The organism is Streptomyces sp. NPDC002181, from assembly GCF_042890485.1.
Classification (GTDB): Bacteria; Actinomycetota; Actinomycetes; order Streptomycetales; family Streptomycetaceae; genus Streptomyces.
On sequence record NZ_JBIASC010000025.1, the window covers coordinates 1 to 13,255 of the forward strand.

The following is a 13,255-nucleotide window of genomic DNA, read 5'->3' on the forward strand; positions in this document are numbered from 1 at the left end:
GGTCCCTAGGCGCTGCGCGCCTAGGAGAGACCGGGGAGCGCTTCGCGCTCCCCGGAGCCCCCTTCGGGGGCTCACCCTCCGCTTCGCTACGGGTCTCCTACGCGCTGCGCGCGTAGGAGCGAACCGCCTCGCTGCGCTCGGCCCTGGCTCGGCTTCGCCGAGCCAGGGCCGGCCCTTCGGGCCGGAGTCCTGCGCTTCGCTTCGGACTTACACGGGGTTTCGCTTCGCTCTACCCCGTGCTGGGCCGCTCCGCGGCCTTGCACCTCCCGCGCTGCGCGCGGGAGGTGGCCCCGTTTCACGGGATCCAAGCCATACAGGACCCAGGCCCTACGGCCTGTTGGGGTGTCCGCTTCGCTCCCACCCCCGGACTTCCGGCTTCGCCTCCAGTCCGAAAGGCCCGTAAGCGGGCCCGGCTAGCAGAAGCGAGGACGGGGCTAGCGGGTGCCGTAAAGGAGTGCGATGGCCGTGTCGAGGTCGACCGCCTGGTCGCCTGTCGCCTCGACGGCGGCGATGAACTCATCGAGCTGGGCCGGGGGCATTCGATGAGCCAAGCCCTCTCGGAGTTGAGTGGTGTCGAAGTGAGCATCCTGGTCGTAGTCGTAGATCAGGTTTATCAGGCGGCGGGCAATGTCGTGACCGTAGTGGTCGGCCAGGTGCATCGCGCCCTCCGCCCCCGGAGGTTGCGGTCTCGGATCGGCTCCGTAGGCCAGAAGGATCGCCGTGAGCCGGCTGTCGATGGGGTTCCCTGACTGGAGTGCCGAGTCCCCTTCCAGGTTGATGGCATGCTCCAGCAGGGTCATCCCCCAGCACACCTCGTTGACGTCTGCTCCTTCGTCGAGAAGGCGGATCAGCTCGGCATGGTCACTGGACTCCACCGCCTGATGCGCGGGCGTCCAAGGGTTCTCGATCATCCGATTCCTCTTCACTCCCGGCGCTGATCGTCAGTCGTGTACTCGAACCCTGACCCTAGCATGATGCAGCATGTACCATTGGAGAAATAACGCTAGACCCTCTAGGTGTATCGAGTGAGGCTTCATAGATGTCGACCAACAAAGGAATCCCTGACGGTCTAACTCGTGGCGCCGAATATTTCATCAGACTCCACGGACACTGGACCGGTCGAGCGGACCTGGAGCAGCACCGGGTCAGGTGGGCAGATCACGGAATCCCTGAAGCTCAGATCGACCGCGTAGTCGCCTACGAGAAGGTCTGGGGCGGACTCGCCCTTCCTCCCTCTCCTCACTACGACGGCGGCCCGCGGACACTGAGCGGCGACGTGCTTGAAGGACCTGGCCCGGACTGGCATTTCGAAGCCGGGCTGCAGCGCTGTGCTATTCCCTACGGCTTCACGATCGGCCCGGGCGGTGAGTTCAGCCTCCACGCCGGAGACTGGGTGCCGCTGCATGCCAGCATCGAAGGATGGGTGGAAGCCCTGGCCCTGGCCGACCACGCCCGCAGGTGCGCACGCATCACCACAACACTGACCGGCGACGAAGTGGACGACCTCAACCTCAACGGATTCGAGCCCGTACCGGAAGTCGCCGGCCTGGCAGACACCTGGTGGCGCGGCACCGACTCCCTGATCGCCATCTACCGCGGCGAAGCCGAACTCATGCACGCGCCCCAGTGCCGTACCGCCACCATCTACTCGGGACTCAACGAATGGGCGCTGAAAGGACTCGGCTGATGCCCCTGAGGCATGCCGGCGAGAACGTAGCGATGAGTCGAGGCAGTCCTCCGTCAACAGAAGGTGCACGTGGTGATTTATCACTATCTTCCGCATGAGCTCGCCCGGCTCGGTGTGATCCGGAAAGCGGACGGCCTCAACCTGTCACAGGTCACGGAGCAACTGCACCTCGCGCAGGAACGTGGGGACCGCGCCTCCACCGCTCCGGCCGAACCGCACCACCTGAGCGAGCAGTGGATCTCCGAATATCAGCGCAACCAGTGGCGGCGCATCGCTCACACGATGACCGAACAACACGTGACCGTGTACGCACCCGCTGAAGACGTGCGCGCCGTGCGCTACGAAGAGCAGCGCCAGCAGCGACTCGCGGACGAGAAAACGCACGCCGAGCGTTCGGGCACCGCCGCGCCTGAACTGCTCATGCATCGCGTCTACCGGATCACAGCCCATTCGGCAGCCACACACGCCCCGCACGGACCCACGCTCGTTCTCCACCTGATGGCCGGCTCACTCAGCGACGCGGCCACACGGGCCTGGACCTTCCACGGACGGCCGGGCGGCATCTACCGGCAAGGTGCATACAGAATCACAGCCATCAAACAAGTCCTGCCAGAACCTGGGGAATTGTTTTGATTCAGCTCCGAGAACACCAAGTCGACCAAAAATCGAGTTTCCGCCAATGGGTAGGATTTCCCTCAAAAAAGACCGTGCCCCCACAGGGTGCCCGGGGCACCATCGTGTCAGCGACCGGCTCAGGCAAGACGATCACAGCCGCCGCGAGCGCCCTGGAGTGCTTCCCAGACGGCAGGATCCTCGTCACCGTCCCCACCCTGGACCTGCTCGCGCAGACCGCCCAGGCGTGGCGGCTGGTAGGCCACCGGGGACCGATGATCGCGGTGTGCTCGCTGGAAAACGACCCGGTCCTCAACGAGCTGAATGTGCACACCACCACCAACCCGATCCAGCTCGCCCTCTGGGCCGGAACTGGGCCGGTCGTCGTACTCGCCACCTACGCCTCGCTGGTGGACCGCGAGGACATCAACGCGCCTGCGGGGCAGCGCAAGGTCCGCGGGCCGCTGGAGGCCGCTCTGACGGGCGGGGAGAGGCTCTACGGCCAGCAGATGGCGGGCTTCGACCTCGCCATCATCGACGAAGCCCACGGAACCACCGGCGAACTCGGACGCCCCTGGGCCGCCATCCACGACAACACCCGGATCCCCGCAGACTTCCGGCTCTACCTGACCGCCACCCCGCGCATCCTCGCGGCGGCCCGACCTCAGAAGGGTGCTGGGGGCCAGGAGACCGAGATCGCGAGCATGACCGACGACCCGGACGGAACGTACGGCGCCTGGCTGGCCGAGCTGGGGCTCTCGGAAGCGATCGAGCGGGGGATCCTCGCCGGGTTCGAGATCGATGTCCTGGAGATCCACGACCCCTCCCCTGTCCGCGGAGAGTCCGAGGAGGCGCAGCGGGGCCGGCGCCTGGCGCTCCTGCAGGCCGCCCTCCTGGAGCACGCCACGGCGTACAACCTGCGTACGGTCATGACCTTCCACCAGAAGGTGGAGGAGGCGGCTGCTTTCGCGGAGAAGCTGCCCGAGACGGCCGCCGAGCTGTACGCCACCGACGCCTCCGACACCGATCTCGCAGCCGCGGAGAAGCTGCCGAAGTCCTCAATCGAGGCCGAGTTCTACGAGCTGGAGGCCGGCCGCCACGTTCCGCCGGACCGGGTGTGGTCGGCGTGGTTGTGCGGGGACCACCTCGTCACCGAGCGCCGGGAGGTCCTGCGGCAGTTCGCCAACGGCATCGACGCGAACAACCGGCGCGTACACCGGGCGTTCCTCGCGTCCGTACGCGTCCTCGGCGAAGGCGTCGACATCACCGGCGAGCGCGGGGTGGAGGCCATCTGCTTCGCCGACACCCGCGGCTCCCAGGTCGAAATCGTCCAGAACATCGGCCGTGCACTCCGGCTCAACAAGGACGGCTCCACGAAGATCGCCCGCATCATCGTGCCCGTCTTCCTGAAGCCGAACGAGGACCCGACCGACATGGTCGCCAGCGCCAGCTTCCGACCCCTTGTAGCGGTCCTCCAGGGCCTCCGCAGTCATGACGACCGCCTCGTCGAGCAACTCGCCTCCCGCGCCCTCACCAGCGGCAAACGCAAGACCCACCTGCGCCGCGACGAGAACGGGCAGATCGTCGGCACCGGCGGCGAGAACGAGGACCAGGAGGACGGCACCGACTCCGCGGCCGAGTCGGCGCTGCTCCACTTCTCCAGCCCCCGCGACGCCGCCACCATCGCCGCGTTCCTACGCACCCGCGTCTACCGACCCGAATCCCTGGTCTGGCTGGAGGGCTACCAGGCCCTGATCCGGTGGCGAGCGGAGAACGAGATCACCGGCGTCCACGCCGTCCCGTACGACGTGGAGGTCGAGGTCGGCGTCACCAAGACGTTCCCCCTCGGACGGTGGGTGCACCAGCAACGCAAGGCCCTGCGCGCCGGGGAGCTGGAGGACCGGCGCAAGGTCCTCCTGGACGCACCCGAGGCCGGGATGGTCTGGGAGCCCGGCGAGGAGGCGTGGGAGGCCAAGCTCGCCGCCCTGCGGTCATACCGGCGGGCCACAGGGCACCTCGCACCCCGGCAGGACGCCATGTGGGGCGAGGACGACGAGATGATGCCCGTCGGGCAGCACATGGCCAACCTCCGCCGGAAAGGCACCAAGAACGGTCTCGGGAAGAACGAGGACACCGCCACGACCCGCGCCGCGCAGCTCGCCGCGATCGACAAGGACTGGAACTGCCCCTGGCCACTCGACTGGCAGCGCCACTACCGGATCCTGGCCGACCTGGTCGACGCCGACGGCGTCCTACCCCACATCGCGCCGGGCGTCGTCTTCGACGGCGACGACATCGGACGCTGGCTCCAACAGCAGAAACAGCCAGCCAACTGGGCGTGCCTGCTGCCCGAGCAGCAGGCACGGCTGACCAAGCTCGGCGTCGAGCCCGACCAGGCACCGCCTCCCGCCCCCACGGCCAGCCGCGGGGCAAAGGGGCCAAGCAAGGCGCAACAGGCATTCCAGCGGGGCCTGACGGCCCTCACGCAGTGGGTGGAGCGGGAGGGCGCGGACCGGCCCGTACCCCGCGCGCACGGCGAGGAGATCGCAGTCGAAGGTGAAGCAGAGCCGGTAGTGGTGAAGCTGGGCGTGTGGATCTCCAACACCAAAACCCGGCGCAACAAGCTCACCGCCGACCAGCACGCCGCCCTCGCGCAGCTAGGCGTCGACTGGGCCTGACCGCGAACGACGGCTGCCGTTGACGCTGGACGGTTGGGTGCAGCACCGGGAGGCCCTAGGGTCATCGGCCCGGGGCCTCGTGCACATCGCCGCCGATGTGAAGCTCCGTTGTCGGACCCTGCTCCTAGGCTGTTGTCGACGTACGCACCAGCGCGGCGGAGGACTACATGGCACGGCAGTTGACCACAGACCAGCGGCTGACCTTGATCAACAAGTGGAAGAGCCCGCCGGGGCCGGCTGAGCAGGATCGCCTCGATCGTGCGGAGCGCATGGTGCGGGCCGCTATCAGTGCCCATGAGCCTTTCCGGGATGTCGCTGTCGAGGTCTCCGCGAAGGGTTCGTACCCGAACAAAACCAACGTCCGTGGCGACAGTGACGTTGACATCAAGGTGCAGTTGAACGAGTGCTTCTACTACGACGGTCAGCCGCTTCCGCCGCATGCGGAGTACGTGGGCCCCTGGACGAAGGACATACTCCGCCAAGAAGTCCACGCGGCGCTGACCGCGGCGTTCGGCGACGTGGACGCAGACCACAACGTCGCCTTCTACGTGCCGGAGGTCGTCGGCAGCCGGCCCAGCACCGACGTGGTGCCCTGCTTCAAGTACGTCCTCTTCGACGGCACGGTGGTCGGGGGCAAGCACGAGGGAAGCGTCGTGTTCGGCCGGGACGGCAAGAAGATCGTCAACTGGCCCGAGCTCCAGCTCGCCAATGGCCGTGCGAAGAACAACGCGACCAACCAGCGCTTCAAGTTCGCCGTGCGGGTGCTGAAGAACGTGGAGAACGACCTCACCGCAGAGGGGGTCATCGACGCCCTGCCGTCCTACTTCTCCGAGTGCCTCATCTACAACGTGCCCGACCATATCCTCCGGGACGGCAACCTCGACGATGCCGTCCGCGGGAGCCTGCTGGAGGTATATCGACAGCTGGACTCCGCCAGCATGGAGTGGAAGCTGATGATGGAGCCGAACGGAGTGAAGATGGTCTTCGGAGAAGGCCAGAAGTGGGATGAGCAGGACGCCCTGAACCTGATCCGGCACGGCTGGCACTACCTCAACTACACGGCCTGAGGATGAACCAGGCCAGCACCATCCGTATCGGCGCCACCATCGCGGCCACCCTCTACACCGCTGTACTGATCCTCCTGGGCCTCTACCCGTCGCAGTTCCGCTACCTGTTCGCCTACATCCCGGCCGCAGTCGGATACGGCGTGATCGTCTTCGACAAATGGGCCTGGCACTGGCCGGGCATCCACCGGTTCACCGGGCGGCCCTGGGTGACTGGCACCTGGCGCGTGATGCTGTCGCCGAGCCCGGAAAGCCACATCCCCGAAGGAGGAAACCGGGGCCCGATCACGACGTACATGGCCATCGAACAGACCTTCTGGAGCTTGCACGCTACGCTCCGCACGAAGGAAAGCACCTCGCGGTCGATCAACGCCACTGTCGTAGCCCGCGAGAACTCGGCCACCGCCGAGATCGGTTTCCTGTACGACAACACTCCCCGCGTGGAGCACCAGCAGCGTAGCCCTCGCCACGAGGGCGCCTGTCGCCTCTCCGTTACCGGCCTGACCCCACAGGCCGCCACCGGCCACTATTACACCAGCCGTTTCACCGCTGGCGACATGGACTTCACCCTCATCGACCGCTCCACCGACTACGGCACCTTCGCTGAGGCGCAATCAGTCGACCCCGAGCACATCACTGGTTGACCATTCCAGCCGATCCGAACGAGGCGCTGGGGCGCACCGTCCCAGGGCTTCGTCGCGATATCGGGCGACTGCGGGCCGTCCTGGACCACGAGGTTCAGCTCAGACAGGAGCCGGCGCCAAGCTCACCGGCACAGGAGCGACTTCGAGTGAATGCGCCGCCTGAGATGGATGACACCCTTCGTCTGGGCCCACGCCTGATTCGGCGCGAGCAAGGCCGGGGCCGTCTACGAGCGCAACACCACTGAACGCTCCGCCAGCGGGAGCCGGGAGGCCTCTACCGCACCGGGTATGTCGGCGTCAGCTGTATGCCGGATACCGCCCGCCGTCACCGGGGGGGGGTGGCAAGGGTAGACCTACTGGGGCTTGGGATTCGGTGTTGAGGGGGCTGGCAGGACGGTGCGTGCCATAGGTGAGGGGCTGGAACGGCTCCTGTACACCCGGCCGGTGCCTGCGACTACGGCGGATCAGCTGAAGGCTCTGCTGCGGTGGGAGCGGGGCTCTACCCAGCGGGTCGCGGTCGTTCTGGGTGTGTCCCAGAGGACCGTCCAACGGTGGGTGACCCGCAAGCCAGGTAGCCAGGGGCGTCCGAGCCCCCGCCACGAGCAGAAGATCGCGGAACTCGTACGGGCCCGCTGGCAGCCGCTGATTCGTGCCCGCAGGCAGGCCGCGGCCGAGGAAGGCGGCATTGTCGTCCACACCCGCGCCCGGTTCGGGTTCGGGGCCGGTCCCAGCAGTTCCGACGACCCACGAATGCGGCGCATCACGGGGCGCCTGGACCCCACGGTGACGCAGCAGATCTTCGCCGCCCTGGACGCCGGTGTCAGCGAGGAGCAGCACGAGCTGATCATCTGCCGAGCCTTGGGACACCTCTACTTCCGCGACGCCGGCAGACGCGCTCACGGTCTCCACGTCACCCTCCAGGACATCGACTTCATCGAGTTCGCCCTCCAGTAGGCCCCAGGGAGCGGCCTGTGGCCGGGGTCACCGGGTGCCCGGCATCGGCCGGTACCCGCGCGCTTCCCGTACCTCGTGCCAGTCCCAAACCACCGTGCCGGGCCTGCCGGCGCTCTGGACGCCAGGCGGCTGGGGCGGACGGATCCTGGCAAATTCGGCCAGGCGCAGCAGGGCGGGGCGTTCTGACGGCTCGGCCAGCAGCGGTGTGGTGCCGGTGAGGTGGGCGTAGCGGGTGGCCGCGTGCAGGAAGGCGGTGGCCCAGGCGGGGACTGGGTGGGTGGCGCAGCCGTCGGTGAAGCGGGTCTGGTCGTGGAGGGCGAGGAGCGCGGGGGCCTCATGGAAGTCATCGCTGCGGGCGGTGGCCAGCTGCTGGAAAGAGGCGCCGGTGAACAGGGTGGAGGCCAGGGCCGCGGCCAGTCGGGGATGAGCCGTCGCGGTGTGGATCCGGCGGACGGCTTGGGCGGCTTGGGCGGTCGTGAGAGGGGCTGGGGCGGGCCGTTGTCTCCAGTCGATCAGGCCAGGCAGGCAAGGGCCCGTACATGGGCCCGGGCTGTCATAGCAGACGAGCCGGTCCAGGGATGGCAGGGTGAGCCATCGGCCCGGCTTGGAGGCAGCGGATGCCGCGGCCGGCGTCGCAGCAGTGGCCGCGGCGGGATGTCCGTCGAAGTAGAGGGCGCGGGCTGCGGCCAGGGTGACGGTGCGGGTGTGAGGGACAGGGCCGAGAGCGCGGGTAAGGGCTGCGGTCAGACGTGGTCGGTGGACGACGAGAGTGAGATGGATGCCGGTCTGCCGCCTCAAGGCCAAGAGGCGCTGGAGGCGGCGGTCGTCGAGCAGGTGGGCGCGCAAGACGGTCAGGCGGGTCACGGCCAGGGCCGTCGTCCACGCCGAGGCTGCCTCCCACAAAGGCGGGCGGCCGTGCGGGAAACGGCCCTGGAGGTGGGCGGGCTTGCCCAGCGCGTAGAGCAGATCACCGGCCAGGGCGGTGTCGCTGGTCGTGCCCGGCGCGGGATGTAGGGTGATGCGGCCTGCCTGCGGGGCGTGGGCGGCCAGGGCCTCGTGGGTGAACGCGGCGTCGTCCCCGCAGTCGAGGACGACCGCCAGGCGGGCCTGGACGGGCGTGGTCATGCGAGGCGGCTGAAGGCCCAGCGCAGCAGGTCCCGGTCCGGGCGCGGGCGGCCTGTGCGTTCCAGGGCGGTACGCATGTGGGCGGTGAGCTGGGCCCAGGCGCGGAAGTTGCCGTGGGCGGCCTGTTCGTCGGCGAAGGTGATGTCAGCGGGGCCGGCGTCCTCCCAGACTGGGTGGAACAGGGGGACGACGTCGAGGACCTCTACGGGGGTGAGGCGGGTGAACTGCTGCCAGATGAAGATCCGGGAGGACAGCATCGGCTCGCGGCGCAGCACGGTGTGGGCGCCGGCGCCGCCGACGAAGACGATCGCGATCTGGGTGGCGGGCTCGTCCCACAGGTAGCGGAAGTACTCGAACGCCTCCCCGTTGAGCCACTGCGCCTCGTCGACAAGGAACGTGCGGGGCCGCTCGGCCAGGGCAGTCTTCAGCAGGCGGTCGAACTCGCTGGGGTGGCGGGGCGGCTCACCGGGCAGGCGGAGCGTCTCGAAGAGCTCGTAGCGGACCGCGCGGGCGGTGGGGCGGGCCCGGAAGGTGACCCGGCAGACCTCTTCGCCGTGGGTGTCCTCCAGCTCGTGCAGGCAGGTGTTGACCGCCAGGGTCTTGCCGAAGCCGGCGTTGCCGTGGATGCACATCATCGCCCGCGCCGCGACCATGTCCGCGATGTTCTCCCGCGCGGTCAGCAACGCCCGGGTGGTCACGATGGAGGCATCCGGCAGGTCGACGTACTGGTAGGTGGGAGCGGTCACCGCGGTTCTCCCTCACCGGTGGTCTCGGAATCAGCAGTGGTAGCGGCGTCTGGAGCACTCGCCGTACCGGGGACGGACAGCACATCAGCGTCAGGTGTGCCCGTGGGGAGGGGGAGGCGGGTGCGGACGGCGAGCGATGGCGGGGTGCGCCAGGTAGGCGGGGCCGCAGCCGGCGGGATCAGGTCCGGCAGCGCCAGCCTCGACAGAACGGCCCGGTCAGTCGAAGCCAGCTCCGCGCCGGCCTCCGCCGCGGACACCGCACCCAGCCGTTCCGGCTTCCCCGGACCCGTCACAGCGGCGTAGCGCTCACGCTGCGCTGCCGAAAGGTCCCTCTTCAGCTTTCGAGCGCGGGCGGCCCGTGCGGTGCGTACTGCGGCGATCTGCTCGGCACTCGCCTCGTCGGCCACCTCCGCGGGCCCCAGGTACCTGCCGGTGCCGGCGTCGAAGACCTCGATGCGGTGATCGTGGTGCGGCATGAACCGCACCCGGACCCCCGTACCCGTCTGGCCCGTCATCCACGGTCCCACGTAGTCCCGTCTGCGGAACCGGACCCCGCGCGTGGAGATCACCCGGATCCGTCCGTCGTCTTCCAGGGTGAATGTCCACAACTCCTCCGGGCTGACCTCCCGCAGCGGAGTGGGATCCGCCGCCCACGCCTGCAGCGGAGTCTTCCCGGCCAGCGGTGCGGGCTGGTGGACGGCGTTCCACCACTCCACCCAGCCCAGCAGCCGGACGGTGAAGTCCTCGAACCCGAGCAGGCCCTCGGCCTTCAGCTGCCCAGGGCGGCGGCCCGGGCGCGGCTGGCGCACATAGCCCGGCAGTGCGGCAAGGAACATCGACTCCACCGCCCGGTTCAAGCCCTCGACCGTGCCCTTCAAGTGCGGGGTGTAGGCAGGCAGGTCCTCTACCTCGACCACCAGCGCACCGAACGCCGCCGCGACTGTCTTCGACAAGAAGTCCTTGCCCCGGTCCACCCGAACCTTCTCCGGGAGGCCGCCCTGCGGCCCGAACGGCTCCTCGCGGAGCACCGCCGCGCGCAGCGCCGCCAGCACCGACTCCCGCGACGGGGACCCCGCCGTGACCGCGACCCCCATGATCGTGTTCGTCGCGCAGTCCACGAACCACGTCACCCACGGACGACGGACGGTGCCCTCTACCTCGACCAGGACCGGGGCCTGAACGTGATCGGCCTCCCACACCTCATTCCGCCACCCGCGCGGCCGGGCCAAGAACACATCATGCTTCCGGGCCGCACGCTCCCCACCAGCAAGCCCCGCCCGCTCCCCCGCACTCAGATCCCGCCGGATCGCACGACGCAACGTCGTCAACGACGGCACAGCCCCCGGAGGCGACCGCCGGGCAGCACGCTCGGCCAGGACCCGCTGTACCCCGGAGACGTTCCCGCGCCACAGGCCCAGCAACGCACGTACCTCGTCCGTCACGACGAACCGGTCCGCTCGCGCCAGCCGGACACCCGGGACCATCCCGGGCCCGGGAACGGGCGCAGCGAGCCACCGCCACACGGTCCGTTCCGATACGCCCAACGCCCCTGCAGCCAGCCGTACATGCTCCGTGGACAAGCGCCCGTTACCCCGGAGCTCCAGCAGCCGGCTCACCGCCGCAGCACGCACCCCCACCCGCGCCGCCTCAGGAAGACCGCCCCGCTCCCCCGCCATCACGCACCCATCCGCCGGACCCTGACCGCTACCAGAACCAAGCCTCACGGCCGAGACCCGGGCATGGATAAGAAGCACCGTTTCCATGGCAGTGGAGACCGAGGTGGTGTACCGGCCTATGACAGTGAAAACCACCCAGACACCACTCACACGTCAGTGCCGACCAAGCCCTCGGTCACCCGACCAGCACGAACATTTCCGGCTGACCACCCGTCACTGCCAACACCCACTGACACCAAACCGGCGCATCGCAGCCACCCCTGGCTCCCCGAACACACACCCGATCCCCCGCGCAGCGACCGTATGTCCCACCACCTCCACGACCGCAGCCACCTCGGCCGTCGACACCACACGCGCACCCGGCACGAACAACCGCACCCCGCCCCGCGACGGACCGGTGCTCTCCTCGCCGTCCTCGCCTGTCCCGGGGCCCGGCGGGGCCGCCGGAGCCGCGTCGACCACCGGCAAACCCTCAGCCGCCCGCTCCAGCTTCAACTCGGCCAGCACCCGGTCATAGCGGCCGGCTTCGACCCGATTCCGGGAAGGCCTCGCCACCTCCAGCACCCGCCCCGCCCCGCCCCGCCTGGAGATCACGGCGCACCACACGATGCAGCGTTCCCAGAGACGGCACATCCACCGAAGGCGCTCCGTCAGCCATCAGCCGCCGGTGCAACGCCGCGACATTCCCGCCCACCTCCGTCAGAACCTGCCACTGCTCGCCATCCAAAGCGAACCCGTCCTGCCGTGGCACCGGCTCCAGCCGCCCCTCACGCGCCTCGGACAGCCACCGCCACACCGTCCGGACCGTCACACCCGCCGCCTCGGCCATCACCTGCACATACACAGACGACACCGACCAGGCCCCTGATCCACCGCCAACAACCGACGCACCACCACACCCCGCGCCAACCGGCGGTCCTCACCCATACCCGCCAGCACACCCCACGACCAAAGCCACGAACACAGGAATAGGCAAACCCGTGACAGCCGCACACGACCGTGCTAACCACCTCATGGCAGCCGCTTGGGCGCCCCATGACAGCCAAGATCACCAGCGCGAGACGACCGAAGTCACGAAAACCCCGAGCTACACAAGCCCCACAACACGGCAAGCCCCCGCACACCGGCTGACGCCCAACCACTGCCACCGCCCCACCCATTCACAACCAGGCTCAGGGTGAACAGGCACGTCCACGGCAGCCGGCCATCATCGGGATTGGCACCCGACGGCAGCAGCTTGCTCACCTCGTGACATCCATGATCACTACAGCTGGGCAGTGCGAACAGGGACACTCGCTCCGTCCCGGCTGACGCCCATCTGGCGCCACCGCCGTACCCATTCACAGGTGCGAAGCAGCAGCGCGTCGGGCCGGGCGGGGTGGTCACACTCCAGGTCGCCGGGGTCAAGGGCATTCCGGCGACGGGGGTCACGGCCGTGGTCATGAACGTGACCGCCGTCCACCCCATAGAGGCCGCACACGTGATGGTCTACCCGAACGAGCAGGCCACGCCCAAGGTGTCGAACCTGAACTTCACGCCCGGGCAGATCGTCCCAATCTGGTGACGGTCCCCGTGGTCAACGGCAAGGTCGACCTGCGCAACAACTCCGGCTCCGTCGACCTCATCGCCGACGTCACCGGCTACTACGCGGCCACCGGCTCCGCCTTCTCCGCGGCCGGTCCGGTCCGCCTCCTGGACACCCGCGACGGCACCGGCGCCCGAGCTGGCGCCGTGGGTCCGGGCGATGTCGTCCACCTCCAGGTGACCGGCACCGCGGGAGTCCCCGCACAAAGAGTCACCGCCGTCGTCCTCAACGTCACGGTTACAAACCCGACCGAGGCCAGCCACCTGATCGTCCACCCGCACGGGATCGCACGGCCGGACGTGTCGAACCTCAACTACACCCCGGGCAGACCGTCGCCAACCTCGTCGTCGTCCCCGTCGCGGACGGCCGGGTCACGTTCTACAACAACTCCGGATCCACCGACGTGATCGCCGACCTGAACGGCTACTGCACCTCCGGACACTAGGGAAGAACGAGCGAGGCCCCGCCCGATCATCAGATCGGG

Annotated in this window: 13 protein-coding genes; 8 read left to right on the top strand and 5 right to left on the bottom strand. The window is 68.6% G+C overall.

Features of this window, described 5'->3' with window-relative positions; all coding sequences use genetic code 11:
- Positions 1 to 434 precede the first annotated feature (434 nt).
- Positions 435 to 911, bottom strand: a complete 477-nt coding sequence (locus ACFYXV_RS33845; RefSeq protein ID WP_389385026.1) for a hypothetical protein — start codon at positions 909 to 911, stop codon at positions 435 to 437.
- Positions 912 to 1,039: 128 nt separating this feature from the next.
- On the opposite strand from ACFYXV_RS33845, the gene ACFYXV_RS33850 reads away from it, so the two are divergent.
- From ACFYXV_RS33850 to tpg, 6 genes are all read left to right on the top strand, one after another.
- Positions 1,040 to 1,687: a hypothetical protein gene (locus tag ACFYXV_RS33850; RefSeq protein WP_389385027.1), complete on the top strand. Its 648-nt coding sequence runs from the start codon at positions 1,040 to 1,042 to the stop codon at positions 1,685 to 1,687.
- 69 nt (positions 1,688 to 1,756) lie between these two features.
- Positions 1,757 to 2,320 (top strand): hypothetical protein, encoded by a 564-nt coding sequence (locus ACFYXV_RS33855; RefSeq protein ID WP_389385028.1) that lies wholly within the window; start codon positions 1,757 to 1,759, stop codon positions 2,318 to 2,320.
- Entirely contained in the window at positions 2,317 to 4,977 is a 2,661-nt protein-coding gene (locus ACFYXV_RS33860) for a Helicase associated domain protein (RefSeq protein ID WP_389385029.1), read from the top strand. Before ACFYXV_RS33855 ends, ACFYXV_RS33860 begins: the two co-directional genes overlap by 4 nt.
- 167 nt (positions 4,978 to 5,144) lie before the next feature.
- Positions 5,145 to 6,044, top strand: a complete 900-nt coding sequence (locus ACFYXV_RS33865; RefSeq protein WP_389385030.1) for a hypothetical protein — start codon at positions 5,145 to 5,147, stop codon at positions 6,042 to 6,044.
- A 2-nt stretch (positions 6,045 to 6,046) separates the two neighbouring features.
- Positions 6,047 to 6,685: a hypothetical protein gene (locus tag ACFYXV_RS33870; protein WP_389385031.1), complete on the top strand. Its 639-nt coding sequence runs from the start codon at positions 6,047 to 6,049 to the stop codon at positions 6,683 to 6,685.
- A gap of 396 nt (positions 6,686 to 7,081) precedes the next feature.
- Positions 7,082 to 7,639, top strand: coding sequence for a telomere-protecting terminal protein Tpg (gene tpg, locus ACFYXV_RS33875; protein WP_389385032.1), 558 nt, complete (start codon positions 7,082 to 7,084; stop codon positions 7,637 to 7,639).
- 27 nt (positions 7,640 to 7,666) lie between these two features.
- Here the strand turns inward: tpg and ACFYXV_RS33880 are convergent, their stop codons facing one another.
- From ACFYXV_RS33880 to ACFYXV_RS33895, 4 genes are all read right to left on the bottom strand, one after another.
- Positions 7,667 to 8,764 carry a hypothetical protein gene (locus ACFYXV_RS33880; protein WP_389385033.1) on the bottom strand — a complete coding sequence of 366 codons (1,098 nt, stop codon included), beginning with the start codon at positions 8,762 to 8,764 and terminating at the stop codon, positions 7,667 to 7,669.
- The gene (locus tag ACFYXV_RS33885) at positions 8,761 to 9,510 is read right to left on the bottom strand and encodes an AAA family ATPase (protein ID WP_389385034.1); all 750 of its coding nucleotides are present in this window, start codon (positions 9,508 to 9,510) and stop codon (positions 8,761 to 8,763) included. The genes ACFYXV_RS33880 and ACFYXV_RS33885 overlap by 4 nt, the downstream gene beginning before the upstream one ends.
- Positions 9,507 to 11,126 carry a Mu transposase C-terminal domain-containing protein gene (locus ACFYXV_RS33890; protein WP_389385035.1) on the bottom strand — a complete coding sequence of 540 codons (1,620 nt, stop codon included), beginning with the start codon at positions 11,124 to 11,126 and terminating at the stop codon, positions 9,507 to 9,509. Before ACFYXV_RS33890 ends, ACFYXV_RS33885 begins: the two co-directional genes overlap by 4 nt.
- A 571-nt stretch (positions 11,127 to 11,697) precedes the next feature.
- A complete protein-coding gene (locus ACFYXV_RS33895; RefSeq protein WP_389385036.1) occupies positions 11,698 to 12,030 on the bottom strand; it encodes a hypothetical protein in 333 nt (110 codons plus the stop codon).
- Between the two features lie 534 nt (positions 12,031 to 12,564).
- Here ACFYXV_RS33895 and ACFYXV_RS33900 point away from each other — a divergent pair.
- Positions 12,565 to 12,750: a hypothetical protein gene (locus tag ACFYXV_RS33900; protein ID WP_389385037.1), complete on the top strand. Its 186-nt coding sequence runs from the start codon at positions 12,565 to 12,567 to the stop codon at positions 12,748 to 12,750.
- Positions 12,747 to 13,178 (top strand): hypothetical protein, encoded by a 432-nt coding sequence (locus ACFYXV_RS33905; RefSeq protein WP_389385038.1) that lies wholly within the window; start codon positions 12,747 to 12,749, stop codon positions 13,176 to 13,178. Before ACFYXV_RS33900 ends, ACFYXV_RS33905 begins: the two co-directional genes overlap by 4 nt.
- Positions 13,179 to 13,255: the final 77 nt, after the last annotated feature.